The organism is Euzebyella marina, assembly GCF_003687485.1.
Classification (GTDB): Bacteria; Bacteroidota; Bacteroidia; order Flavobacteriales; family Flavobacteriaceae; genus Euzebyella; species Euzebyella marina.
On record NZ_CP032050.1, the window covers coordinates 1,681,777 to 1,706,622 of the forward strand.

Consider the following 24,846-nt stretch of genomic DNA (forward strand, 5'->3'; position numbering starts at 1 on the left):
CGGAAACGAAAAGTTTCCTTGCCTGCCCTACTTGCCATAGCCGAGACCGTTAGCGTACATTAAAACCAAATGAAGAGAGTAATAGCATTTGCAGACGAATTTGGAAATAATTCCTTTGATTTTGAAAATCAAGGTAGCCATTTCATTATTGCAAGTGTTATAATGAATCAGGATGAGTTGCCAGAAATCCAAGAACAGCTTGAATCAATCAGAAAAAAATACTTTCAAACTGGAGAAATTAAATCAAGTAAGGTCAAGTACAATCACAAAAGGAGAATCTTAATACTAAAGGAACTTCAATCAATTAATTTTTCAGTTTATGCCGTTGTTATAGACAAAAGGAAACTGTTTGGAGAAGGCTTTAAATTTAAACAATCTTTTTACAAATTCTTAAACGGAATACTTTACAAGGAACTATACAGAACATTTCCACAACTCGAATTGAAAGTTGACGAACACGGTGGAAATGATTTTATGAGAAGTTTTAAAAAGTATGTAGAGAAAAATCACATCCGAAATCTATTTACGGGTTCTGAATTCAACATTAAAAAAAGTCATAATGATTTAGGAGTTCAACTTGCTGATTTTATGGCTGGCACACTTGGCTATATTTTTGATGAAAATAAAAAGTCGGACAAGTCATCTGAATTTGCAGAAATTTTATCTGATAAGCTTATAAGTCTCAATCAATTCCCCAAAGAATATAAATCAGAGGAATTCAATGAAGAAGAGACATTTAACGAATATGATGATACGATTGCAACTTTAGGACTAAATAGAGTTTTTGACTACATAGACAAAACAACTGGTAATAGTCAAGATAACCTTGACCGTTTAAATTTTGCAAAACTACTCTTGCTTTACCATCAATCAAATCATCCAAAGAAATATACTACATCTGCTGAATTTATTAAGCATCTGAATGTAAACAGACAAAAGGATTTGAGTAAAGAACAATTTAGTTCTAAAATAATTGGACATTTAAGAGACAATGGATTGTTGATTGCAAGTAGTAGAGATGGATATAAAATTCCAACTTCGGCTCACGATATGAAAAAGTTTATAAAACACGGAAAGAGTATTGTATTTCCTGTTTTGAGACGGATTGAGGAATGTAGGAATGCTATTCTTTTGGCTACGACAAACGAATACGACATTCTGAACGAAAAGGAATTTGAAAAACTAAAAGAACTAATAAATAACGTACGCTAACATTGGCTATAAACAATTGGGGCGAAAGTGATAAAACGATTCAAAACATATAAAATAAAGGTCAGTTATAATCCGAAAAGCTAGTGCATAAAATCCGCTACTACTCATACACGAGACCGATGCACAATGATTCATATCATTCCAACAGTTTTTCAGATATTCATCGGTCGCTTCGCTCGGACACCTAAAGGTGAACCCCAAGTCATCCCGGTCCAAACCCTCTAAATATTCCCCAAGAATCACTAATTTTGTACGCTAAATAAAACGTAATGAAAAAGGTAGTGGTAGGGCTTTCCGGTGGGGTCGATTCCAGCGTAACGGCCTATCTGTTAAAGGAGCAGGGCTATGAGGTCATTGGTCTGTTTATGAAGAACTGGCATGATGATTCCGTGACCATTTCCGAAGAATGCCCGTGGTTGGAAGATAGCAACGACGCATTGATCGTGGCCGAGAAGTTGGGCATTCCTTTTCAAACTGTAGATTTAAGCGATCAGTACAAAGAACGTATTGTCGATTATATGTTCGCCGAGTATGAAAAGGGAAGAACCCCCAACCCTGATGTGCTCTGTAACCGCGAAATAAAATTTGATGTCTTTCTAAAAATAGCCTTGCAATTGGGGGCCGATTATGTGGCTACGGGCCACTACTGTCGCAAGTCCACTTCCGTTGATGCCAACGGAAAGGAAATATACAGCCTTTTGGCGGGCGTAGACGGCAACAAAGACCAGTCGTACTTTCTTTGCCAATTGTCGCAAGAGCAACTGTCGAAAACTTTGTTCCCGATTGGGGAGCTGACCAAACCGGAGGTACGCCAAATTGCTGCTGAAAACGGTTTGATCACCGCCGATAAAAAAGATTCTCAAGGCCTGTGCTTTATCGGTAAGGTACGCCTTCCCGAGTTTTTGCAACAGAAACTAAAGCCCAAAAAAGGGGTGATTGTTGAGGTGCCTTCCGATGTGTCGCAGTACAGTAGGGAGGTTCCCCCATTTGCATCCAAAGAGGCCGAGTTGGCCTTTAACGCTACCAAACCTATCTATCATTTAGAAGATGGCAAAGTGGTGGGCGAGCACCAAGGTGCCCATTATTTTACCAAAGGGCAGCGCAAAGGCTTGGATGTCGGCGGAACCAAAGAACCGCTTTTTGTCATCGAGACCGATGTTGATGAGAACGTCATCTATACGGGGCAGGGCAAGGCACACCCAGGGCTGTACCGTAAAACTCTTTTTGTATCCGATGACGAGCTGCATTGGGTGCGTACCGATTTGGCCTTGCAACCCGATGAGCAAATGGAGGTGATGGCCCGCATTCGCTACCGTCAGCCCTTGCAAAAAGCAACCCTGTATAAAATCGATGGCGGACTCTATGTTGACTTTGAGGAAAAGCAATCGGCCATTACCGAAGGGCAGTTTGTGGCCTGGTACCAAGGCGACGAGCTTTTGGGTTCGGGGGTGATTGCTTAAGGAGTAACGATGACACCTTGAGCGCAGGCGAGAGGACATTGTTTCACAGTTGGATGAGGTCTCGACTCCGCTCGACCTGACCATTTATTTGACTTAAATAAAACATATGCCCATGCCCAATAAAATCACCGAACTATTTGAAATTGAATATCCGATCGTGCAGGCCGGAATGATTTGGGCCAGCGGTTGGCGATTGGCTTCCGCGGTTTCCAATGCCGGTGGATTGGGCGTTCTGGGTGCCGGAAGCATGTACCCAGAAGTATTGCGCGAGCATATTTATAAATGTCAAAAAGCAACCGATAAGCCTTTTGGCGTGAATGTGCCCATGCTGTATCCCGATATCGACCGATTGATGGATATTATCATGGAAATGGGAGTGAAGATTGTTTTTACTTCTGCCGGAAACCCGAAAACATGGACGTCCGTTTTACAGGAAAAAGGTATTAAGGTCGTTCATGTGGTTAGCAGTGTCAAGTTTGCCCTCAAGGCCCAGGAAGCCGGGGTTGATGCCATCGTAGCCGAAGGTTTCGAAGCCGGAGGCCATAATGGTAGGGATGAGACCACCACCTTGGCACTTATTCCGGCCGTTAAGGAACAAATCGAGATTCCCCTGATCGCTGCCGGTGGTATCGCTACCGGAAGGGCCATGCTGGCCGCCATGATTCTCGGTGCCGATGGGGTACAGGTAGGTACACGTTTTGTAGCCAGTAACGAAGCCTCATCGCACGAACTGTTCAAAAGGAGCGTAGTAGAAGCAGGAGAAGGGGCTACCCATCTTACCTTAAAGGAATTGGCACCCGTGCGGTTGATCAAAAACAAGTTTTACAACGATGTGCAAGAGGCCTATGCACAAGGAGCTTCAGTGGAGCAATTAAAATCGTTATTGGGTAGGGGTAGGGCCAAACTGGGTATGTTCGAAGGCAATATGGAAGAAGGTGAATTGGAAATCGGTCAGGTTTCCGCTATAATACATGACATCAAACCGGCAGCGGACATAGTTGCCGATTTGATGTCAGAATTTAACTTGGCCAAAAAGGAGGCCGCTAACTTATGAGTTCGGTTCTTGCTTTAGTTCCGCAAGAAATTCGATAAGATCTCTTAATTCTCTTTTGGTAATCAATTTACCCATGGCAGGCATGGCCGAAGGCATATTTTCCCTTTTTGATATTCTCGAAAGAGGCACTTCTAAAGGTTCGGCCTGATTGGTTCTTAAAATAAGCTCGTGCTCATTTTCCTCCTCCAAAATTCCGTTGACTTTCTGTCCGTCTTTTAAGGTCAGGGACACACTACCATAACCAGGTGCCAAACGGGCACTAGGCTCGATGAGCGATTCTAAAATCTGTTCTCTGGTCAGGGTGTTTCCGATATTTTCAAGTGGTGGGCCTACGGTACCACCGGCACCACCAATGGCATGGCATCGGGTACATTGGGCCGTCGGGTTGTTGTTGAACACGCGGTAGCCATCTCGACGGTTACCACCGACCAAGGTTTCTTTATAGGCTTCCACCGAATTGCCATCCCCTTTTATTTCTTCCAACTGGGCAATCAACGCGGATGATTCGGTCGCCTCAACGGCTTCCACCAAATCAAGAATAACACTTTCATTCAATCGGTTGGACTTGGCATCGGCGATAAGGCCGGCGAGTACATCACCACTCTTTTCCTCAGGAAGTTCCCCTAAAACACTGAGCATACGTTGTTGTTCGCGTACCGAACCGCTTTTAAAGATAGGCTTGACCACATTAGGTAGGTTTTCCTTCGAAATTTCCAATTGCGGAATCAAGCCAACAGCGGTCGTTCTGACCATCGGTTCTTTATCGCGCATACCCAATTGCATCGCGCCTTCGATATTGTCGAACTGAAGTTCACCAAGGGCCTTTAATATTTCGGAACGTACCTCGGGCGACTTGTGCGTCTTCATAATATTGAAAAGACGGGTGTTCTGACTGTCGATACCCAAATTGGCCAAGGTCTTGGTAATACCTATCAATATTTCTGGGTTTCTATCTTCTATAAAATCAGGAATATCTTTGTCAATCTTGGTCTTTACTCCTTCAACATCCCTCTTCACTTCACCTCTGAATCGGCCGTCGACACGGTCTAGAACAGAAGGTTCTGCCCACATACCGATAGCGGCCAAGGCTTCCCCACGCAACGTGCTCGATACGTCTTGGCGTTTGGCAAAAGCGATCAAATTTTCCAATTCTTTATCCCCGCCCACGCGAAGAGCGGCATTAATGGCCCTTCTTTGCAACGGCTCAGAGGTGAAATCTTTTGAGTTCAGCATGTTGGCCAGAGCAGGCAATGCTTCCTTGATCGACCAGTCATCATTGATGGCACGGGCGGCCTCAGTAGCTACAAATTCATCTTCGTCGTTCAAGAACTCTTGAACTTGGGCATCTTGTAATGCTCTTAATACCAAAACGGCGGCAATACGTAAGCTTTTGTCTTCATTACCGGCCAAGGCAACCAAAGGATCGGCCTTACCGATTCTGGTCAAGGCCAAAACCGCGGCATGCCTCAGATATACATCTTCGTCATCGTTGGCCACAATCATATCTAACAAGGGCTGTACGGCCTTTTCATACTTGATTCTACCAATGGCCTGCGCTGCAAAAAACTTCACTCTAGGGTTATCGTTCTTGAGCAGTTCAACATAGGTGTCGGCGGGGTCGGTGTATTTTACGTCCCCTAAAACTTTTAATGCCTGAGCAATGATCTCGGCATCGCTATCGGAAAGCAAATCGACCAAAACCTTGGCATTGCCCAAATCCTCAGCAGCTTTTTGACCGATACCCCAAATAGCGTGTATACGGGCAAATTGATCTTGACCTTTTAAAGCGGTCTCTTTTAGGACCTCGAAACCATCAGAGCCATTTTTCACTAATTGAAACTGTGCGCGCTTGCGTATTCTCATATCGGAATAGGAAAGCAAATCTTTTAACTGGGCATTGGACTGTTCGGCATAGTCAAGGGTCATCAACCTTTCGGTTTCCTTTCTTTCTTTTTCCAAGTCGTCTTTTCCGCTGGAAACGTCCAATTTCCAAACACGACCATAGTTTTTGGTATTCCACCCATTGATCCAGTCGGCTACGTAAAGCGCACCGTCAGGTCCGAATTGAATACCGGTAGGAAGCACACCGCTTAGAATACTTTCATCGCTCTTCAATTCAAAAGAGGCTCCTTTTGGTTGAAGGTCGAATGCCCAGATGTGAGATCGGTCGGGGTTACCTACGAATTCCACAAGAAAAAATTTGTCCAACCAGTTTTTGCCCAAGGCCGTACCTGGGTTGTACAACATACCCGTTGGTCCGTTATGAAAGTTTTGAATAGGAGGGATGATGTGCGCCGCCTGACCTTCCCATCGTGGAACGTACAGCTTTTCATCCATCCAAACATTATAACCATTGTTCTTGCCGTCGGTGTACTTACCGTACTGCCAGTTGGCTCGCCAACCTGCATCGGAACCTTCTACGATATGAACGAGGCGTTCGCTTTCACCGGCGTGGTCGCCATCGTTATCGGCAGAAATGATATTACCATAGGCATCGAAAACGAACTCGTGCGTATTTCGAAGTCCGTGAGCGAAAATCTCAAAGTTACTTCCGTCGGGGTTGGATCGAACGATTACCCCTTGGTTAGGGTATTTATGCTTTTCGCCATCTACCGTGGTGATATTGGCACCGATATCGCCGATACCCCAATAAATTTTTCCATCGGGGCCTTCAGTGGCACCTGACATACCATGGCCGCCAAAACCGATATGAACGGCAAAACCGTTGGCCAACGAGGTCTTTTCATCCAAAATCAAATCGTCGTTCGTGTCGGTCAATCGCCACATATCAGGGCCTACACCTACAAATACATCTTCATCCCTCACGAGAAGGGCACCCGCTACGTCGGTAATTTCATCATGAAAATCCTCTAGAATTCTGGTGGCCTTATCCGCAACGCCATTGCCGTTACTGTCCTCAAGCATCCAAACTTCTTCTTTTTCAACTGCCAAATCTTTCCAGTCATGGCTACCATCGCCGTTTAGGTCTTTAAGCCATTCATTTTCTTCACTGTTTTCAGGAGCAAAGGTCTTGTGTAAAAAGGCCCTACGGTCTTCGGGAGACTCCCAAGAAATGGAAGGAGTCATCCAATCGCGATAGCCCCTGATATCGAATTCAGAGTTTTTCTGTCTGTTGGTTCTGGTGAGGTAGACCCTGCCGTATTTGTCCATTTGCATGGCAATCGGGTCGGGCGCCAGAGAGTCGGAAGCCCAGAGGCTCAGTTCTAGCCCTTCGGCTACTTGAGGGGAGATACTTTCCAGTATTTCCTTCGCCCGTGAAACTTCGGTCAAAGAGTCCTCACGCACCACCAAGGGCGTTTCTTTCGGCTTTTTGGGTTCGGAGTCACAGGAGGCTAAAATGACAAATGATAGGGCAAAGGGTAGTAGATAGTTGAGTCTTGAAGTAACTGTCATTGGTTATAATTTGGTATGGATTATTGCTAGCAGATAAAAATAGGGAATAATGTATAGACTATTCAAAAATTTACCCTAGATATTGTTAATCTTCTTGCTGTGCAGCAATAGCCCTGATAATCATCATGGCACGCTCATATTCATCTTCGTGAACATGAATTTCCAATTCGCCCCCAACATTGGCCGCAAAACCAGCCAAACGGGCCGATTCCGATTCATCTTTTATGATGGGAGTTACTTCAATTTCATTCAGTTTTTCTTCGATTCTCTGTACGGTGTAGCGATTGCCGGAGAATATTTTTCTATAGCTCGAATTCATAGCGCAAATTTTAGTTCAAGTTATAGAATATAGCCGCGTAATCATATTAAAATGAGAACGCTATCAAATTAATTGTTGACCCTAATTCGGAGTGTTCGGACGCTCGTTTTTTTCAAAATCATAGGGGCATGCGGCGAAGTAATCTTGAATACTGAATTTTCTATCGACGAATTGTTCGGGCAAAATTTTAAAATGCTGAATGCGATCGACACGAAAGGCCCGGTAGCCTTCCCTAAGATGGCACCAAGCGAGAAGAATCCATTTGTTTTCGGTGGAAAAGAAAACGTAAGGTTCGATTTTTCGAAAGGATATCTCGGTATCGTTGGCCTTGCGGTAGTTGATCTCGACGTAATTCAGATGCGTAATGGCAATTTGAAGTTCGGATAAAGCATTACTGGCAAAACTTTCTTGGCGCGGTTCAAATACATGAATTTTTGAACTCAATATTTCGCTCTTTTCCAAAACCGTTGAGCGAAACACCGATTTGATCTTGATCAGCGCTTCCTCAAAATCCTTCACAAATGAAGCGTCTTTGCTGTTGTTGACCAGATGGTGTGCGGTAATCAGTGCGTTGGCCTGTTTTTCGGTAAATTGGACGGGGGCCACGGTATAACCGTCCATAAGGGTGTAACCCCTGCCTTCCAAAGTCACCACGGGAACTCCAGACTCAATGAGCTTTTGAATATCGCGATAAATAGTGCGAATGCTCACATCGTACCTTTCCGAAAGTTCGGAAGCGGTCAAGACCCGACGCGATTTAAGCAAGGTCAATATGTTGATCAATCGAGATAACTGAGACATGGTGAGGTAAAGTTAAGAAAGCGGATTGGTATGAATGCCATCTTGAACCGGAGGGGTATTCAAGATGGCATTCATTTTTTAAAGGATTAGTTCCAAGAATGCAGGGCCACTTTGTTGCCTTCGGTGTCCATGATATGGGCCATGTATCCGTTTTCCCCAATATCGGTTTTAGGAATGACCACTTTGCCGCCAGCAGCTTCTACCCGTGCTAACGGAATGGCCAAATCGTTTCCACCATCCAGATAAACCGTAACCCCTTCAGAAGAAGGGTTGGCCCCTTTCATTTCCATTATGGCGCCACCGACCTTATTATTGTCGGAATCGTAGGGAAAAACACCGTACTTGCTTTCGGGCATAGGAACTTCCCTGATTTCAATATCCAAAATAATGGAATAAAAATCTTTCGCTCTTTCGAAATTTTTGACTGGAATTTCAAACCAGCTGATTGCATTGGTCATGATATTTGTTTTTAGAATTAAACTTTGACCCAAAGGTATTTTCGACCAATGTCAGTATATGTCAGGGGTATTTTTATAAGGATGATTTTTTTGAATTTATTCTCTTTTTTGAGAGAACAACCAAGGCAATTTTTCTTCGGTATCATTGACTTTCGACCACACGGCATGGCCGACGCCTTCAAACTCAAGGTATTTTGGTTTTCCGCCTTTGGCCCTGATGGCCTGTATCATATCCCGTGAAAGTTTTGTGGGCACATTGGTGTCTTCGGCGCCATGAAAGGCCCATATAGGCATATTCACCAACACTTCAGCTAGGTCGGGGTCACCACCGCCACAAACCGGCATGGCAGCTGCAAACATTTGAGGATTTTTGGCGATGAGATTCCAAGTGCCAAATCCGCCAAGAGACATGCCCATGACATACCTGCGGCTTGTATCTATGTTAAATTCATTTTCAAGGGCAGCCATAGCTTCGAGTACCAAATCTTCTATGCTGCTGTAATTGGGAATTCCACCGAAACTATGCCCCGGCGGGCATTGCGGAACGAATAAAAAAGCCGGGTATTTTTGACGGTTGGCCGGTTCCGCAAGTTTACGCGCGAACATCGCGGCTTCTATTTGCCTGATATTATCCGAGCCGTTGCCTCCGCCATGATGCAGGCAAACCGCTAAGGGATATTTTTTATCGGCATTGTAATTTAAAGGCCGCAATATCCGATAGTGCAACGTCTCTCCCGACGTGCCTGTAAATGAACGCATTTCGAAAATACTGGCCATCTCTTTTTGGCTTTGCGTGGCAGGGGTGTACTTGAGATTGTTTTGAAAGGCATCTTTAACGAGTAGAAAGAGGGTGGCAAAGATGAACAACCCTATGGTTATTTGGCCAAAGAGGTTTAAAGAACGCGTCTTTTTAGGAGGTTCTTTTACTTGTTTTAATTCTTCCCAAAAATGAGCTATCAAAGGGATAGACACAAGGCTGCCGATGACCGTAAGTGCATTGTGCAGTAAACCAATCGTTTCCCTCATTTCGTAGCTGGAGGCTTTCGAGGCCCCAAGCGAGGCAGCGATAAACAACAAGGAAACCAAAATCAACATTCCTCCTGCCCATCTGAGCCATTTGTGATAGTTCGTTTTACTGATTATAAGTGTTAGCCCGTACAAAAACATAGAGGATAACATACAGAGGTAAATAGCATGGTAATAGCTTTCTAGCCGCTGGGCCGTAACCATAAAATAAATGACCGTTAAATGGCAGAGCGAGAAGAAGAGGTATTGCAGGCAACCGAGGGTCGCCCACCAATACCTTTGGTGGTAATAGTAGATAATTAAAAATAGGTTGCTGAATATCGTAACTAGGCCATACGTTAAAAACCAAATATCAAAAGAAGTGAGATACCTGATCTTAATGCCGATTTTCAGGTTGATGATAGAGGCAACGAAGAGGGTTATAAAGCTGAAGGCCAAAAAGAAAATCGTAAAGTGATAAAAACTTCTTTTTGGCCTTATATGCTGCATAAACCGTTATTATAAGTGGTCTTTCAATTTTGTTTTACGAATCTTAAAGGACGCGTTGCCAGACGAACCTAATCTTTAACGATGGTCGTGGTCGTAATGCTGTTGAAGAATATCATCACCAAAATCATTCTCTAGATCTCTAACCACTGTATGCACATGGTTGTTATTGTTTTGGGTATTGTCGTATTCAATTAAAAGGGTAGGCCCTTGAATACTGTAATAGTGGCCTTGCCCTCTTTCAAGACTTCCGGCCCAGGCGAAATAAAGTTCGTCGATACCTTCTTTCTCTATTTTGGCCTTGAACTTTTCAGAAAACTTTTCTTCGTAATTATCGAGGTACAATTGAAGCAAGTTCCAAAAGGTCTTTTGTTGATCTTTGGTTAAATCGGAATATTTGATACCGGTATGCGCCAATTTTTCAGCTTTGGAGTGATTGCTGGTAAACATGTCGGCAGGGGCCGTTTCAGAGAAGCGAGCCACTTTTAACTGCTCTGGGTCAAGTGCGTTGACCATGGCGTAACCTAGGTCGGTCTCTTTTTTCAAAACTTCATGTCCTTTTCTCTTTCCTTCCAATACCCTTCCCGGATTAGAACCTAAAAAGAAGGGAGTGCTAGATACCAAGGCACCCTCTGAAGCCAAAAAGTTCAATGAGATATGATGGCCCTCAAAACGCCAACCCCAAAACTGTTCTTCAGCGGGGTCGCCGAAAATCCAGAAATGGTAATTAAGAGGGTCTCTTTTGGCCGTTCCATCGGGCATTTTCGGGTTATTCTCGAGAACGATAAGTATGTTCTCCAAATCCATAATAGCCTTGGTCTTTTCATAGGCTTCGGTACTGATGGAAGCTTTTAAAAGTGCAAGCGCCGCTTTTGTTTGGGCTTCGTTATATTGGTTGAAGGTCGTTCCCTTTCGGTAAACAGGGGTATAGAAGAAACTTTTGCGCTCGTCTGAAGTCAGTTCATAAAGCGTTTGTTCTCTCAACTCTTTGGAGAGCGAGCTTAAAAAATCGTTGGCCAATTGATGCAGTTCTTGTGCTTGGCCCTTCAAGAAAAACAAGCATAGGGTGTATGCTAAAAGGTACTTTTTTGACATGGTCTGGTAGTTTCAGTTTGTTAAAGCGATAAAAGGTACTACAAATTCTCTAATATGCTTGAAACCTACAAGATAAACCTTGGTAATCAAGTTAAAGTGGTAAGCTTGGAGTTAAAATTAAAGGTCTAAGGCCCTTCTGTATTGAAGGAGGTTCAATTTGGGGCGTTCCAAAAGTTTGAGGTTCGTGTACCCTAGTTTTTTTAGACTGCGGTGCAATTTGCTAAAACGATTGCCATCGGTGATTAGGCGTAACTCATAATCTTCGCACTTGATGTGAACCCTGGTTTCGGTAATCTTGTATTCTGAAGGATATACTTTGAGGTGGCGAGAGATTCGGTTGGGGATGCCCAATTTGGATAAAATATACATCGGAGACATATAAAAAGTGTCGATGACCTCTTTGCCTCGAATGAGGGTAATCGATTCAATCTCGTTTTTTAGTATGGGTATGATGGAGTCTTTCTCAGTAAAGTTGCCAACGACCATAAGCCCTTGAGGAAGCACCTCTAGGTTGCATTTGGTCTGGCTCAAAAGAACATCTGTTTTGTGCTGTTTGTTCTTGTAATCAATTAAGCGATAATGATATCTGGATTTCTTCCCCGTCCATTTTGACAAAAGGTTCAATTCGCCAGCGTGTGAATTGGTAGAGCCTTTAACTCCCATAGCTAACCTGAGTTTTGAGTTGTTCATGAGTTGGTGCCGTAGCACCGTCGGGGGAAGGCTAATTTATGTATAATTGTCCACTTTTTTGACACCGATTGGTATAGTCAAACGGTTCATTACAGCATATAAAAGATGTCAATGGTCGATGAAACAGCGCATTTTTCAGGCTCAGCAATTTTTGAATTATGAATTAAAAGTTATTAACAAATTATATTAATCCGAAATTCGTAATTGAATAGATGATTTTTTGATTAAATCGCAATGCTTTTGCTGATGGGACGAATACCCAATTTATGGGGTGCTATTTGCCTATAACAGACCTCTCGATTTGATTTCGAGATATTTGTTAATCGTTTTAAGGGTGAGTTCTTCCGGTTTGGTGAGAATGGTCTGAATACCGTACTTATGAAGCTCTTTTTGCATCAGCTGTTTTTCGGAAGAAAATTTCTCGGCGATGGTTTGGTGATAGATTTCTTGAAGCGATTGGGTGTTTTTTTCGATAAGCGCCTCGAGCTCTGTATTTTCAAAAAATATGACCACTAAAACATGTTTTTTAGCTATCGCCAATAAATAGGGAAGCTGACGCCTCAAAGCTGAAATATGCTCGAAATTGGTATATAGCATCAATAAACTTCGGTGATTGATCTTGCGCTTCACCTGGCCATAAAGTAATCCGAAATCGGAATCGCTAAATGCCGTATTCACATTATAAAGCTTTTCCAAAATGATATTTAGGTGGGTGACCTTTTGAACTGCGGGCACGAAAGTCTCTATGTTTTTTGAGAAGGTGAGCAAACCTGTTTTATCGTGTCTTTTTAGGGCTATGTTCGAAAAGGCCAACGAAGCATTGATAGCATAATCTAACAATTTAAGCCCGTTAAAAGGCATTTTCATCACCCGACCGGTATCAATTATCGAATAAACAGGCTGCGACCTTTCATCTTGATACTGGTTAACCATTAAATTACTTTGTTTGGCCGTTGCTTTCCAGTTGATGGTTCTGAAATCATCACCGGGTACATATTCCTTAATTTGTTCAAACTCTTGTGTATGCCCGATGCGACGGATTTTCTTCAGGCCCAGATCCGTCAAACGATTGCTGATCGATAAGAAATCGTACTGTTGCATTTGAATAATGCTCGGGTACACCGGAACCATTTCCCCATTTTGAAAAATGAACTTCCTTTTAATAATTCGAAGGGTGGTCGAAGCAAAAACTATAAGGTTACCAAATACATATTCCCCTCTTTCCACAGGGCGAACGGCGTATTCAAATTCGCCATTTTCACCTTTCAACAGGCTATCTCGGTACCGAAAGTCACGCTTTTGAAATTGTACCGGAAGCTCGTCTATAATTTCTAGAAATAGCTTCTGGTTGTAATGGGAGGTATACTCCAGTTTAATCGGATTATAATCGCTGTTGGATAGTTTACCAGGTACCGAGCGTTTCGCCGTGATGGTCTTTGCAGGGCTATACAACAAGTAAATGTCGAACAGAAATAGGGCACATAAAACCCATGTCAAAAGCCAGGCAATAGGGTAGAGGAATGGTACCCAATAAGAGATAACAAAGCAGGCGGCCAGTACTGCGATGTATCTGAAAAATGTGTTGTGTATGTAAAGTGATTTTACAAATTGCATGCCCTATCTAGGGATTTCGACGGATTCGGTAATCATTTGAACCACATTCTCCGTGGTCATCCCTTCCATTTCGCGTTCAGGCGTCAGGATGACCCTGTGGTTAAGCACCGGAACCAAGGCATTTTTAACATCTTGAGGTGTTACAAAATCCCTTCCGTTGATGGCGGCAAAAGCTTTAGCAGCGTTCAATGTGGCAATAGACGCCCTTGGAGAACCACCAAGGTATAGATGAGGGTGATTTCTCGTTTTAGTAATGACCTGGGCGATATAGTCTATGATTTTAGGTTCGACGATGACCTCCTGTATTTTCTTTTTGATGTCGGCCAGTTCAATAGGGTCCAGTATTCCGTTTATTTTTTCTTGTGGCCGGGCCCCTTTTCTTTCGTGATGTGTCTGTAAGATGAGAACTTCTTCTTCAACGGTAGGGTAATCGACCTTTATTTTAAAAATGAAACGGTCTAATTGGGCTTCCGGTAGGGCATAGGTACCTTCTTGCTCAATTGGGTTTTGCGTAGCCAATACCATAAAAGGCGCATCCATTTGATAGGTAACACCATCCATGGTTACTTGACGTTCTTCCATAGTTTCAAATAAGGCTGCCTGTGTCTTGGCAGGGGCCCTGTTGATTTCGTCTATGAGAATAATATTCGAGAAAATAGGGCCTTTTTTAAACTCAAAATCAGATGTTTTGGCACTGAATATGGAGGTGCCCAGAATATCACTTGGCATTAGGTCAGGCGTGAATTGAATACGGCTAAATTCCGTTTTCAAAGTTTTGGCGAATAATTTGGCGGTAATGGTCTTCGCCACACCCGGTACACCTTCTATCAATGCGTGCCCGTCGACCAATAGGGCAACGATAAGTAGTTCGATAAAATTTTCTTGGCCCACTATCACTTGGGCTAGCTCTTTTTTTATGTTCGCTACCGCAGACTTAAGGCTTTCAAGGTCTATACGGTTATTGAAATGAATGTCGTTGTTCTCGTTTTCAGTACTTTCCATGCACTCTATTTTTTGAATTGCTCTATTTGTCTATTTAACTCTTGTAAATCACCATTATCTATGCGTGTCTGTTGCTGTAGTTTTATAACCAATTGAAACAGTTTTTTTATCTCGTCTTTAGGTTGCCCACTTCGCGCGGCCAAGTTGGTATAGAATTCTTCATTCAGTTCTCTGGTGGGCAGATAGAATTTGTTTCGAACATACTCTAAAAAATGCTCCATTTTATATCGCGCAATGGCATCGGCATCTGACGATTCGTAATACATATCGGCAATAGTTCTAGTAAATGCCAATGTTTGGTTGGTCAATGGGCGTATTACGGGTATGGCCCTTTGTTTTCGTTTTCCTTCAAAAATGATATAGATGACGGCACCTATCAGAACCAAATAATAGGCCCACTTAAATTCTTTGTAATTCAAGAAAATATACATGGGCGAAGTGTAGAAAGATTTGCCCGATTTATGGTGATTGTCAAAGTATAATTTTTTTGAACTATCAAAATAGGAGAGAAGCCCTGATGTGTATTCCCTGTTCTCTTTTTTTAGGATAAAATAATTGGTAAACGCTTTGGGAAAGGTACTCAGTATAATCTCACCCTGCCCATGTTTTAAACTAATTACATTGGGGTGGCGGGCTTCTTCAGAAAGCGAGTCCTTTTCCTTTGCCACCGTCCCCAAAATTTTGGCATCAGAAAGACTGTCTTTCGGAAAATAGCTTACGTGATGGTCTTTTTCAAATTGAAAACCCTTGTCTAACTTGAGATACGAATTGACCAAATAGTGCTTGTAACCGCCAAAATTCTCAAAATCACTGAAAAGTGTGTTCGTTGTTAAGTTGAGCGTATCGAGCAAATGTTCTTCAAAATCATTTGAGGCAATATAGGCGGTATTGCCCTGGTCGACCCAATCCAATAATGCATAAAGCTCGGTATCGCCAAAATTTACCTTTTCATTGATGAATATATAGGTGCCCTGCACTGAATCGTTTTTGTTCAGAAAATCAAAAGGCGGACTGTACACCTGCTCGCTTTCGGGAAACTCGGTTTCAATAAAATCGGTAAACACTTTGGTGCCATAGGGTATTTTATGGTCATTTACATAAGAAGGAAACCAATTGATGTTCTTGGGCTTACTGTATTGAAGCAGCATAAGACCGGCCACCGTGGCCACTATGATAGCGATATATACAGAACCCTTTTTACCCATTGGAACCCAATTTGGTTTGTAGTTCTAAAAATGATCTTTCTGCCCTAGAATATCCGTTTTCATCAATGGCAAAATCTCCATACCAGATATAATCATACAACCAAGTGATTTTAGAGAAATTCAACTTGATGTCATCGTTATTGATTTCGGCTAGATAATCGCTGTTCGTTTTTTGAAGTTGCCACTCAATAAAATCTTTCTCGGTAAGTAGTTTTAAAATACCAAGGTAATAATACCTAATGGCGAGCCGGTAATTTTTTTGTGCAACCGCTTCTTTGATGAGCTGTTGAATGTCTTCGTTCTTGATGATGTTTTCCTCTTCGGATAAGATAACGGAGTGTTCTCTGTTTTTTGCCCCTTGCAATGTTCTTGCATTGAGTTGCAGAAAGAACTTGATCAAGAGAAAAATAAGTAGGGCCAATAAGATATACGGAACAATCTCTAAAAACGTAGCCAAAAAGCCGGCCGCCTTTTCGATGCCGAACAGCAGCTCGAACAACCTCAGAAACAGGTCGCCCAACCAGGCGGTAAAATCGTTCCACCAACCAATCTCAGACGTCGTGGTTTCATAATCGAACGCCTTGTCCGATTTATACTTTTCTAAAAAACTTTCGGGTATGGTACGAACGTTCAGAGGGGTATCGTCATAGTTCACCTTGGTAGAGTCTTGCTGCCCAAAACCATGCCATGAACAAATAAACGAACCGATTAGAATAAGCAGTCTATGCATTTAGTTATTCCGTTCCACCTAAATTTTTAATTCTTTCATAAGTGCCTGTAAAGTTCTTTTTCTCGTTCAGGTCAAAATAAATTAGAACACTGGCAACTACCGATATAATATTCAAAAGAAACTGGGCCAAAGTACTGAGGCTTCTCAAAAAAATACTGATAGGGTCGCCTACACCAAAGTTTTCGGCATCTACTTCACCTGAAAAGATACCCATTTTGGCGTAAGTATAAATGGTCGAAGGTATAGCAAAGGCATAGCTGGCGACCGTAACGATGATTCCTACCACAAAAAGAGCGGCAAAGGTGGCCCACCAATTATCTTTTACCAAGGTAAAACTATAGCTAAAAGCATCCGAAACACTTTTGCGGCTAAAAACCATGATACTAAAGGTAAGCACCAAAGGCACGTACAAGTACACCCCGGGAATAATACAGAACATAAAACCCACGCCTACACATATACCAACAAGAATACCCAAACCGATAAACTGCCAGAAAGAGCCATACACATTTTTCTTGATTTCATCAAAATTGGTCTGCCCTTGATGATCGGAATACGATTGTATATAAAACAGGGTCGTAGCTTGAGACATAACGTACGTGGCAATTAACGAAAGTACAAAGGCTGCACCGACGACGAAAAGTAAAATGGCGTTCGTGGCATCGGACGAACCTTGCATGCTAAAGCTGAAAAAATCACCGAACTGATACATGTAAAGGCCGTAACAAATTAGCATGACTAACAGATAGGGCCCAATAATCTTGAAAAAAGTGGTGAAGAAGGGTTTAAATTCCGCCCGTAAAAAGGCGAAAGTATCCGATAAAATCTCACCTAACTCCCTTTGTTTTTTAAATTCAATGAATTGTTTCATAAATCTCTTGTTGGTATACCGGTTTTTAACTGTTTGGTTTTTGGCCTTGGTCATTATCTACCAATTGATGGGTGGCCAACAATTGTTTTTTATGCAATCGTATAGGGTATATAACGTAGTAAAATAGAATTAGTGCGAGCGAAGATAAAATTATAAGAACTGCCAAAAAATCGGGCATTTCGGTATGTCTGGTCACAAAACCTTCTAAAAACCCCGCAGCTAAAAAAAACGGAACGGTACTCAACATAATCTTAAGTCCGTTCTTAACTCCTCTCTTAAATGATTCCAAACGGGTATAGGTACCCGGAAAGAGTATACCGTTGGCGAGTACCAGACCAGCGCATCCCGCAATGATAATAACCGATATTTCTATGGTACCGTGGATCCAGATTGTTCGGGCCGACTCCCATAAAAGTCCTTTTTCATAGAAAAAATACTGAAAACTGCCTAGCATGATTCCGTTACGCATGATAACGAACAAGGTTCCGATGCCGAGCATAATGCCGAAGGCAAACGCCATGAGAGCTACCCGAATGTTATTGATAGTAATACCTAAGAACATATTGAACTCGCCCATTTGCTTGTAAACAGCCATGGGGTCTCCTTTTTCAATGTTTTCCAAGGTCATATTTACATAGCCATCTCCTAAAATAGAGCGAACAAATTCACCTTCGTTGGCAGAAGAAAAAGCACCGACAATTGCGAAAAATAGAAATACTAGAAAAGCGATTAAAAGTTCTCTATGAAACTGGTGGAACATCAGGGGGAATTCCGTTTTCCAAAACTCGATAATTCGGTTTTTAGGTTCCCGTTTGGTCTTATAAATCTTTTGATGTGCCTGGGAGGCGAGCGAATTTAAATATCGTTCGGTATTACTACCTTGATAAAATGTTTTGGCATAACTCAGATGGTCAGTAACTTCTATATAAAGATCAGACAATTTATCTGGAGGTAGCGTCGTTTTGTTAGCCAAGGCATTTTCAAAAGTAGCCCATTTATCTTTATTTTGCTTAACAAAGGCGGCCTCTCGCATGCGTAAGGTGTTATAACCCAAAGAAACGAAACTATGGAGCAATTTCAAATAGAAACCGCCCAAAATATAACCATCGATCAAAACACGGCTCATCTGGGGGATCGTATGCTTGCCTTTATCATCGATACTTTTGTTATCATTTGCTATTTGTTCCTGGCCTTTTACTTATTGTCTGCCTTAAATATCGATTTTGGTGATACTTGGGCATTTTACATGATATTAAGTTTACCGGCATTTTTGTACTATGTCATTTTAGAAACTTTATTGAACGGGCAAACTATTGGTAAGCGATTAATGAAGGTGAGGGTGGTTAAATTGGATGGTTCAAAACCCGGGTTGTCAAGTTTTGTCATTCGTTGGGTACTCCGCATTATTGATGTGTCGCTGTCAACGGGGGGTGTTGCCGTATTGACTATCTTAATTCGTGGAAACGGACAACGGGTGGGCGATATTGCCGCTGGTACAACGGTCATTAGTGAAAAAAAGCGGGTGTCGTTACAAGACACTTTGTTGAGAGAGCTTCCTGTCGACTATAAACCTACATTCCCTCAGGTAACCGTTTTTAAGGATCATGAAATACAGACCATTAAAGAATTGTATGATTCTGCCAGAAGAAATGGAAACCATAACGTTATCGTGTCTTTGGATTATCAGATAAGAAAGGTCACCGATATTACAACGGAGTTAAAACCTATCGACTTCATAGATTTGGTCATCAAAGATTACAACTACTACACCCAACAGCTTTAACCTGTTAATTACCATCAGATTTAATTGCCAAATTATCTTTAAACCCACTGGGTTTGGTTGGGCAAAATGATACTTTTGCGCCTTCATTAAAAATCGAGTTCAAAGTGTTTTATTTTGTTATTGATATTTTAGGAACGATTGCATTTGCCATATCAGGTGTTTTAGTGGCCATGAACAAGAAATTAGATTTGTTCGGGGTTTTCATTATTGCATTTGTTACCTCAGTTGGTGGCGGAACCCTTCGTGACGTTTTGATTGGGAACACCCCTGTTACGTGGATGCAGGAAAGTATTTATATGTTGATTATAGCCTTAACGGTCGTTTTCGCCATAATCTTTTCGAACCACTTGCATCACTTGAGGAGAACCCTCTTTTTGTTCGATACGATTGGGATTGGCCTTTTTACCTTATTGGGTATTGAAAAGGGATTAACAGCGGATTTGTCACCCATTATGTGTGTGGCCTTGGGCACGATTACCGCTTGTTTTGGTGGGGTGATCAGGGATATTCTTTGCAATGAAATCCCTATTATTTTTCGCCGTAAAGAAATTTATGCCACGGCCTGTATTTTAGGAGGTAGTAGCTATTTTCTACTGATATTGCTGCCGTTTGATGGGGCCTATGCTTATGTAGCCGCTATTATGATTATCATCGTCGTTCGGCTTATGGCGGTAAAATTTAATATTACCTTACCGAATATTTACGGCAGGCAAAAAGCTTAACCAACCTTATTTTACGATTTCGGCCTTTTCGATGTATACGTTTTGGTGTGGCCAATCGCCATCGCCCACTTCTACATTATTGATTTTATCCACAACGTCCATACCCTCGATAACACGGCCGAAAGGGGTGAAGTCGCCATCTAAATGATACGAGCCCGGTTTTGTAACCACGATAAAAAACTCAAAAGGAGAAGCCAACATGTGAGGATTATCTATTTCACTACTTGGCATAGAAATGGTGCCCCGGTGATGATTGTAACCTTTACGTGTATCAGGTGGCAATAGATAGCGCCCGATATTATTTCTCTTTTCGGCCGTTTTCGAATCATCGGAACTACCGCCCTGAATGATAAAGTCTTTTACAACCCTATGAAATTGGGTGCCATCGAAATACTTTTTACGGGTCAGGTATATAAAGTTAGCCTTGTGATAGGGCACGTCATCATATAACTGCACAGTAAAACTGCCAAATTCGGTGGTGATTTTCACCTTATCGACCTTCAGGCCTTTTTGGTAGTCAAAGAAAAAATCAATGGCATTTTCTTCGGTGAGAAGAAATTTTTCCTTCTCTTTTTCGATTGTATCTGTTGCAATGGAGTCCTTTTGAACTTCTTGTCCTGTTTCTTTGGATTCGTTTTTCTTAGGAGATTCTCCACATGAAGAGACTAAAATTAGTAGTAATATTGCTAGGGAATAGAATTTTTTTAACTGCATGAAATTTGATGAGTTTTCCTTAAGGATTCCAAAAATAAAAAATCTGCCGTTACCCGGTGAGGCATCCCATTTAAAAATGGCACCCCAATTCCGTATAGAGGAGCTTCGAAAAGCCCGCCAAAAGGCAAAAAACTCTAAGAAGGCAGGTGTTATGGCCCTCTTTTATCCCGGAGCCAATGAAGAGACCCACTTTTTATTGATTTTACGAAAAAGCCACCCCAAAGATGTACACTCCAATCAAGTTGGTTTTCCTGGTGGAAAATTGGAAAAAAATGATGTCGACTTGGCCCATACCGCACTTCGGGAAACACAAGAAGAGGTAGGGGTAGACCCCAATGAAATCGAAATTGTTAGACCTTTAAGTGAGATTTACATACCCCCAAGCAATTTTGAAGTCTATCCATTTTTAGGACTTTATGCGAAACCAGCCTCTTTTATACCACAAGTGACCGAAGTAGCTGCTTTGGTAGAGGTTCCGTTAAGCCAGTTTTTAAGTGATGACGTGATTTTCACGCAAAAACTAAGCACCTCCTACGCTAAAAATGTGAACGTACCGGCCTTTAAATTAAATGGTTATACCGTTTGGGGAGCTACCAGTATGATGCTCAGTGAAATCAAGATACTACTGCATCAGGTTTTATAGGGGGTTATTTCGTAAATTTGCCCTCTATGGGCTTATTTAAGAGAAATCCGTTTGGCCATATTCTTTATTTTAAGAAGTGGCTGATTCGCATTTTGGGTGTTATGACCCACTCCAGATACAAACAATTTAACAAGTTGGAGGTTGACGGTTCGGAAATTATCAGGCAATTGCCTGACAATAATGTTTTGTTCGTCAGTAATCACCAGACCTATTTTGCCGATGTGGTGGCCATGTTTCATGTGTTCAATGCCAGCCTTAGTGGTAGGGTCGACAACATCAAGAACGTTGCCTATATCTGGAACCCCAAATTGAACATGTATTACGTGGCAGCGGCCGAAACCATGAAAAAAAGTTTGCTGACCAAGATATTTGCCTATGCGGGTTCTATAAGTGTAGAACGTACTTGGCGGGCAGGGGGGCAAGATGTGAATCGCCAAGTGAAAATGAGCGACATTACCAATATTGGCCGAGCGTTGGACGATGGTTGGGTGATTACCTTTCCCCAAGGTACCACTACCCCTTGGAAGCCCTTGCGAAAAGGTACTGCACATATCATTAAGAAATACAAACCCATTGTTGTACCCGTTGTCATCGATGGTTTTAGGCGTTCATTTGATAAAAAAGGACTTCGCATCAAGAAAAAGGGCATTCTTCAGTCGATGGTGATCAAAGAGCCTTTGGATATCGATTATGACAACGAAACTTTTGAATCGATAATTGAGAAGCTTGAATATGCCATTGAGCAGCACCCTTCTTTTTTAAAGGTGATACCCAAAGATGAGCTGTTGGCATACGAAGAAGAAAACGAACTCCGCCGTTTTAGAAATCGTAATAAGTTTTAAACCTCAAGCTGTTTCAGTTCTTTATAGTTCTTATTAAGCTTCCTCAAGAGTATACCGTACAGTAAAAAGTAGATACCACCCATAAAGGCGATAAACAGCACACTAAAAATGCTAATGGCCCAAAGCATGATCTGTTTGAATTTCTCTTCGGAAACATCAGGGTTTTCCGTAGGAAAGACTTCCAATATATGGTCGTTGAGGTAAATACCGACAATGATCATCACACAGGTAATAAACAAAAAGGTAAGTCCGAAAATAATATAATACTTCACCGTTTTTCGGGTGCGTATTATCTTTTCCATAAGGTTCTTGGCATTGTCCAAGGTTGAAATTTCGCGATACCTTTTATAGAAGAGAAAGATAAAATAAAAGGTAACTGCATAACCCACCACCCAAAGACAGGTAGAGATGTTTTTAATGCCCAATTTATCATAAATATCAATACTATCTTGCATACCCGGTAGTAGGTACAGCAAGTGCGGCACGGTAAACTCTAAAATACTGATGGTAAATATCCACTTGACGATGGATGATGATTTTTTCCACAGCATTTTATGAATCTCGTTAAACGACAACTTGGGAAGATGCTCGTCTTTCTTCTGCCAATCTTTTTTTAGTAATTCCAGTTCGTCCATCATAACCCCTTTATGGATTCAATATGGTTCTTAATTTTTTCTTCACTCTATTCATCTTCACTCTCGCATTAACCTCGGTAATACCCAGTGTTTCGCTGATTTCCCTATAATCCTTATCCTCCAAATAAAGAAACACCAATGCCTTCTCAATATCGCCCAGCTGTTTTACGGCCTGGTACATTAGCTTTAGCTGCTCTTCTTCGGTAGGATCATATTCGTCGGCTTTTATCTTAAAAATTACCGAATCGTAATCTTGTGTTTTTACACGTCTTTTCGATTTTCTGTACAACGTAATGGCGGTGTTGAGTGCCACGCGGTACATCCAAGTACTAAATTTCGATTCGCCCCTGAACTTCGGGTACGCTTTCCATAATTGAATGGTGATCTCTTGAAAGAGATCATTATGCGAATCCCGGTCATTCGTATAAAGGGTACAAACCTTATGAACAATGTTTTGATTGTTCTCAAGTTCCGTCACAAATTGATGTTCCAGTTCTTTGGTCACGTGTAGTCGGTGGGTTGCTAAACAATAAGTATGAAATTACTTTTGATTGTTACACCCGAACATAAGAAAATTACATTTAATATAAAGCGGGTTTCGAAAGATTGGTCGAATGCGGTGATTCCTAAGGGTCGAATGTTTATTTTTGGTTGAACTAAAATATGTGTATGATCGATTCAGATGCCCTGAATATACCTCGAAGCAGTTTTCCGAGAGTGGTTATTGTCGGTGGCGGCTTTGCCGGTGTGGCCATGGCGAAAGAGTTAAGTGGTAAAGAGGTTCAAGTAGTATTGATCGATAAAAACAACTACCATACCTTTCAGCCGTTGCTTTATCAGGTTTCTACCGGCGGTCTCGAACCGGATAGTATTGCATACCCCATTCGTAAGATTTTACAAGATTATCCGAACTTTTATTTCCGAATGGCCGAACTGCAACAGGTGCTTACAGAGTCGAATGAACTTGTGACCAATTTGGGCATGTTGGCCTATGATCATTTGGTCATTGCAGTGGGATCCGAAACCAATTTTTTTGGTAATGATGAGATTGAGCAAAATGGTATGGCCATGAAATCGATACCGCAATCATTGAACTTGCGGAGTATGATTTTAGAGAATTTCGAACAGGCTCTATTGACCGACGATTTGCATGAGAGAGATGCCTTAATGAATTTTGTTATAGTGGGTGGAGGGCCTACCGGAGTAGAACTCGCTGGTGCCTTGGCTGAAATAAAGAAGGGTATTCTGCCGAAAGATTATCCTGATCTTGATACCCGGCGGGCTCAAATCAATTTGATTCAGTCGGGAGATAGAATTTTAAAGGAAATGAGTGAAAAGGCCTCTAAAAAAGCAGAGGACTTTTTAGAAGGTTTGGGCGTTCAGATATGGAAAGAAACCAGGGTCACTGGCTACGATGGAAAAAAAGTAACCACTAAAACCGATTTAAAATTTGATGCAGCTACCCTAATTTGGGCCGCTGGGGTCAAGGGAGTGTCGGTAAAAGGCCTTGATTTTGAAAATATTGTTAGACCGGGCAATAGGCTTAAGGTCAATGAGTTTAACCAAGTAGAGGGCTATACCAATGTTTACGCCATTGGTGATATAGCGTGTATGGAAAACGATGACACCCCTAGGGGTCACCCGATGATGGCACAACCTGCCATTCAACAAGGCAGGCATTTAGGCGAAAATATTGTTCGGGCGTTAGATAAGAAACCTTTTAAACCTTTTGAATACAAAGATAAAGGCAGTATGGCGACCATTGGTCGTAACAAGGCCGTTGTTGATTTAAAAAACTACAGGTTTCAAGGGGTGTTCGCTTGGTTTGTCTGGATGTTCGTTCATCTTTTCTTTCTCATAGGTTTTAGAAATAGAATCGTAGTCTTTGTGAACTGGGTCTATAATTATGTGCGCTTTGATAGGGAAGCTAGATTGATTATCAGGCCTTATCAAAGAGATTATTCTCAGTTTAAGGATTCGGATACGGCTTAGACCATTTTCCATGTACGTTATTTAAGAGTTAAATAAGGTTTTTAGAACATCTTACAGCTGCAATACTTTTTATCTTTA

24 protein-coding genes are annotated in these 24,846 nt (G+C 41.9%); 8 read left to right on the forward strand and 16 right to left on the reverse strand.

Features of this window, described 5'->3' with window-relative positions; all coding sequences use genetic code 11:
• Nucleotides 1-69: 69 nt before the first annotated feature.
• From D1013_RS06895 to D1013_RS06905, 3 genes are all read left to right on the forward strand, one after another.
• Entirely contained in the window at nucleotides 70-1,212 is a 1,143-nt protein-coding gene (locus D1013_RS06895; RefSeq protein WP_121848163.1) for a DUF3800 domain-containing protein, read from the forward strand.
• A gap of 269 nt (nucleotides 1,213-1,481) precedes the next feature.
• Entirely contained in the window at nucleotides 1,482-2,672 is a 1,191-nt protein-coding gene (mnmA, locus tag D1013_RS06900; protein WP_121848164.1) for a tRNA 2-thiouridine(34) synthase MnmA, read from the forward strand.
• Between the two features lie 112 nt (nucleotides 2,673-2,784).
• Complete coding sequence (locus tag D1013_RS06905; RefSeq protein WP_121850641.1) at nucleotides 2,785-3,726, forward strand: NAD(P)H-dependent flavin oxidoreductase; 942 nt, start codon at nucleotides 2,785-2,787, stop codon at nucleotides 3,724-3,726.
• On the opposite strand, the gene D1013_RS06910 is transcribed toward D1013_RS06905, so the two are convergent.
• The 13 genes from D1013_RS06910 to D1013_RS06970 form a co-directional block, all read right to left on the reverse strand.
• Complete coding sequence (locus D1013_RS06910; RefSeq protein WP_121848165.1) at nucleotides 3,721-7,140, reverse strand: HEAT repeat domain-containing protein; 3,420 nt, start codon at nucleotides 7,138-7,140, stop codon at nucleotides 3,721-3,723. The genes D1013_RS06905 and D1013_RS06910 overlap by 6 nt on opposite strands.
• An 85-nt stretch (nucleotides 7,141-7,225) precedes the next feature.
• Complete coding sequence (locus tag D1013_RS06915; protein ID WP_121848166.1) at nucleotides 7,226-7,459, reverse strand: putative signal transducing protein; 234 nt, start codon at nucleotides 7,457-7,459, stop codon at nucleotides 7,226-7,228.
• Nucleotides 7,460-7,540: 81 nt separating this feature from the next.
• Nucleotides 7,541-8,260 (reverse strand): helix-turn-helix transcriptional regulator, encoded by a 720-nt coding sequence (locus D1013_RS06920; RefSeq protein WP_121848167.1) that lies wholly within the window; start codon nucleotides 8,258-8,260, stop codon nucleotides 7,541-7,543.
• An 86-nt stretch (nucleotides 8,261-8,346) separates the two neighbouring features.
• Nucleotides 8,347-8,718, reverse strand: a complete 372-nt coding sequence (locus D1013_RS06925; RefSeq protein ID WP_121848168.1) for a VOC family protein — start codon at nucleotides 8,716-8,718, stop codon at nucleotides 8,347-8,349.
• A gap of 96 nt (nucleotides 8,719-8,814) precedes the next feature.
• Nucleotides 8,815-10,233, reverse strand: coding sequence for a carboxylesterase family protein (locus D1013_RS06930; protein WP_121848169.1), 1,419 nt, complete (start codon nucleotides 10,231-10,233; stop codon nucleotides 8,815-8,817).
• Between the two features lie 75 nt (nucleotides 10,234-10,308).
• Nucleotides 10,309-11,325: a DUF3500 domain-containing protein gene (locus tag D1013_RS06935; protein WP_121848170.1), complete on the reverse strand. Its 1,017-nt coding sequence runs from the start codon at nucleotides 11,323-11,325 to the stop codon at nucleotides 10,309-10,311.
• A 117-nt stretch (nucleotides 11,326-11,442) separates the two neighbouring features.
• Nucleotides 11,443-11,988, reverse strand: a complete 546-nt coding sequence (locus tag D1013_RS06940) for a hypothetical protein (protein WP_162987825.1) — start codon at nucleotides 11,986-11,988, stop codon at nucleotides 11,443-11,445.
• A gap of 309 nt (nucleotides 11,989-12,297) precedes the next feature.
• On the reverse strand, nucleotides 12,298-13,629 hold the full coding sequence (locus tag D1013_RS06945; RefSeq protein WP_121848172.1) for a DUF58 domain-containing protein: 1,332 nt from the start codon (nucleotides 13,627-13,629) through the stop codon (nucleotides 12,298-12,300).
• A gap of 3 nt (nucleotides 13,630-13,632) precedes the next feature.
• Nucleotides 13,633-14,631 (reverse strand): AAA family ATPase, encoded by a 999-nt coding sequence (locus tag D1013_RS06950; protein WP_121848173.1) that lies wholly within the window; start codon nucleotides 14,629-14,631, stop codon nucleotides 13,633-13,635.
• A 5-nt stretch (nucleotides 14,632-14,636) separates the two neighbouring features.
• Entirely contained in the window at nucleotides 14,637-15,836 is a 1,200-nt protein-coding gene (locus D1013_RS06955; protein WP_121848174.1) for a DUF4350 domain-containing protein, read from the reverse strand.
• Nucleotides 15,829-16,566: a DUF4129 domain-containing protein gene (locus D1013_RS06960; protein WP_121848175.1), complete on the reverse strand. Its 738-nt coding sequence runs from the start codon at nucleotides 16,564-16,566 to the stop codon at nucleotides 15,829-15,831. The genes D1013_RS06955 and D1013_RS06960 overlap by 8 nt, the downstream gene beginning before the upstream one ends.
• Nucleotides 16,567-16,570: 4 nt before the next feature.
• Nucleotides 16,571-17,437, reverse strand: a complete 867-nt coding sequence (locus D1013_RS06965) for a hypothetical protein (RefSeq protein ID WP_121850642.1) — start codon at nucleotides 17,435-17,437, stop codon at nucleotides 16,571-16,573.
• A 25-nt stretch (nucleotides 17,438-17,462) separates the two neighbouring features.
• Nucleotides 17,463-18,470, reverse strand: coding sequence for a stage II sporulation protein M (locus D1013_RS06970; RefSeq protein ID WP_121848176.1), 1,008 nt, complete (start codon nucleotides 18,468-18,470; stop codon nucleotides 17,463-17,465).
• Between the two features lie 33 nt (nucleotides 18,471-18,503).
• On the opposite strand from D1013_RS06970, the gene D1013_RS06975 reads away from it, so the two are divergent.
• Nucleotides 18,504-19,220 carry an RDD family protein gene (locus D1013_RS06975; RefSeq protein ID WP_121848177.1) on the forward strand — a complete coding sequence of 239 codons (717 nt, stop codon included), beginning with the start codon at nucleotides 18,504-18,506 and terminating at the stop codon, nucleotides 19,218-19,220.
• Nucleotides 19,221-19,324: 104 nt separating this feature from the next.
• Nucleotides 19,325-19,942 (forward strand): trimeric intracellular cation channel family protein, encoded by a 618-nt coding sequence (locus D1013_RS06980; RefSeq protein ID WP_121850643.1) that lies wholly within the window; start codon nucleotides 19,325-19,327, stop codon nucleotides 19,940-19,942.
• Between the two features lie 6 nt (nucleotides 19,943-19,948).
• Here the strand turns inward: D1013_RS06980 and D1013_RS06985 are convergent, their stop codons facing one another.
• Nucleotides 19,949-20,656: a peptidylprolyl isomerase gene (locus tag D1013_RS06985; protein WP_121848178.1), complete on the reverse strand. Its 708-nt coding sequence runs from the start codon at nucleotides 20,654-20,656 to the stop codon at nucleotides 19,949-19,951.
• On the opposite strand from D1013_RS06985, the gene D1013_RS06990 reads away from it, so the two are divergent.
• A complete protein-coding gene (locus D1013_RS06990) occupies nucleotides 20,655-21,299 on the forward strand; it encodes an NUDIX hydrolase (RefSeq protein WP_121848179.1) in 645 nt (214 codons plus the stop codon). The two genes, D1013_RS06985 and D1013_RS06990, sit on opposite strands and share 2 nt — an antisense overlap.
• A 26-nt stretch (nucleotides 21,300-21,325) precedes the next feature.
• Complete coding sequence (locus tag D1013_RS06995) at nucleotides 21,326-22,141, forward strand: lysophospholipid acyltransferase family protein (RefSeq protein ID WP_121848180.1); 816 nt, start codon at nucleotides 21,326-21,328, stop codon at nucleotides 22,139-22,141.
• On the opposite strand, the gene D1013_RS07000 is transcribed toward D1013_RS06995, so the two are convergent.
• Entirely contained in the window at nucleotides 22,138-22,779 is a 642-nt protein-coding gene (locus D1013_RS07000; RefSeq protein WP_121848181.1) for a DUF8845 family protein, read from the reverse strand. The genes D1013_RS06995 and D1013_RS07000 overlap by 4 nt on opposite strands.
• A gap of 7 nt (nucleotides 22,780-22,786) precedes the next feature.
• Entirely contained in the window at nucleotides 22,787-23,281 is a 495-nt protein-coding gene (locus D1013_RS07005; protein WP_121848182.1) for an RNA polymerase sigma factor, read from the reverse strand.
• Nucleotides 23,282-23,463: 182 nt separating this feature from the next.
• Here D1013_RS07005 and D1013_RS07010 point away from each other — a divergent pair, with 182 nt between their 5' ends.
• A complete protein-coding gene (locus D1013_RS07010; protein ID WP_121850644.1) occupies nucleotides 23,464-24,768 on the forward strand; it encodes an NAD(P)/FAD-dependent oxidoreductase in 1,305 nt (434 codons plus the stop codon).
• Nucleotides 24,769-24,846: the final 78 nt, after the last annotated feature.

What these genes read in the sequence shown, in the direction of transcription:
- D1013_RS06895 (WP_121848163.1), top strand. Translation starts at nt 70, where the DNA reads ATGAAGAGAGTAATAGCATTTGCAGACGAATTTGGAAATAATTCCTTT.
- mnmA (WP_121848164.1), top strand. Translation starts at nt 1,482, where the DNA reads ATGAAAAAGGTAGTGGTAGGGCTTTCCGGTGGGGTCGATTCCAGCGTA.
- D1013_RS06905 (WP_121850641.1), top strand. Translation starts at nt 2,785, where the DNA reads ATGCCCAATAAAATCACCGAACTATTTGAAATTGAATATCCGATCGTG.
- D1013_RS06910 (WP_121848165.1), bottom strand. Translation starts at nt 7,140, where the DNA reads ATGACAGTTACTTCAAGACTCAACTATCTACTACCCTTTGCCCTATCA.
- D1013_RS06915 (WP_121848166.1), bottom strand. Translation starts at nt 7,459, where the DNA reads ATGAATTCGAGCTATAGAAAAATATTCTCCGGCAATCGCTACACCGTA.
- D1013_RS06920 (WP_121848167.1), bottom strand. Translation starts at nt 8,260, where the DNA reads ATGTCTCAGTTATCTCGATTGATCAACATATTGACCTTGCTTAAATCG.
- D1013_RS06925 (WP_121848168.1), bottom strand. Translation starts at nt 8,718, where the DNA reads ATGACCAATGCAATCAGCTGGTTTGAAATTCCAGTCAAAAATTTCGAA.
- D1013_RS06930 (WP_121848169.1), bottom strand. Translation starts at nt 10,233, where the DNA reads ATGCAGCATATAAGGCCAAAAAGAAGTTTTTATCACTTTACGATTTTC.
- D1013_RS06935 (WP_121848170.1), bottom strand. Translation starts at nt 11,325, where the DNA reads ATGTCAAAAAAGTACCTTTTAGCATACACCCTATGCTTGTTTTTCTTG.
- D1013_RS06940 (WP_162987825.1), bottom strand. Translation starts at nt 11,988, where the DNA reads ATGGGAGTTAAAGGCTCTACCAATTCACACGCTGGCGAATTGAACCTT.
- D1013_RS06945 (WP_121848172.1), bottom strand. Translation starts at nt 13,629, where the DNA reads ATGCAATTTGTAAAATCACTTTACATACACAACACATTTTTCAGATAC.
- D1013_RS06950 (WP_121848173.1), bottom strand. Translation starts at nt 14,631, where the DNA reads ATGGAAAGTACTGAAAACGAGAACAACGACATTCATTTCAATAACCGT.
- D1013_RS06955 (WP_121848174.1), bottom strand. Translation starts at nt 15,836, where the DNA reads ATGGGTAAAAAGGGTTCTGTATATATCGCTATCATAGTGGCCACGGTG.
- D1013_RS06960 (WP_121848175.1), bottom strand. Translation starts at nt 16,566, where the DNA reads ATGCATAGACTGCTTATTCTAATCGGTTCGTTTATTTGTTCATGGCAT.
- D1013_RS06965 (WP_121850642.1), bottom strand. Translation starts at nt 17,437, where the DNA reads ATGAAACAATTCATTGAATTTAAAAAACAAAGGGAGTTAGGTGAGATT.
- D1013_RS06970 (WP_121848176.1), bottom strand. Translation starts at nt 18,470, where the DNA reads ATGCGAGAGGCCGCCTTTGTTAAGCAAAATAAAGATAAATGGGCTACT.
- D1013_RS06975 (WP_121848177.1), top strand. Translation starts at nt 18,504, where the DNA reads ATGGAGCAATTTCAAATAGAAACCGCCCAAAATATAACCATCGATCAA.
- D1013_RS06990 (WP_121848179.1), top strand. Translation starts at nt 20,655, where the DNA reads ATGAAATTTGATGAGTTTTCCTTAAGGATTCCAAAAATAAAAAATCTG.
- D1013_RS06985 (WP_121848178.1), bottom strand. Translation starts at nt 20,656, where the DNA reads ATGCAGTTAAAAAAATTCTATTCCCTAGCAATATTACTACTAATTTTA.
- D1013_RS06995 (WP_121848180.1), top strand. Translation starts at nt 21,326, where the DNA reads ATGGGCTTATTTAAGAGAAATCCGTTTGGCCATATTCTTTATTTTAAG.
- D1013_RS07000 (WP_121848181.1), bottom strand. Translation starts at nt 22,779, where the DNA reads ATGATGGACGAACTGGAATTACTAAAAAAAGATTGGCAGAAGAAAGAC.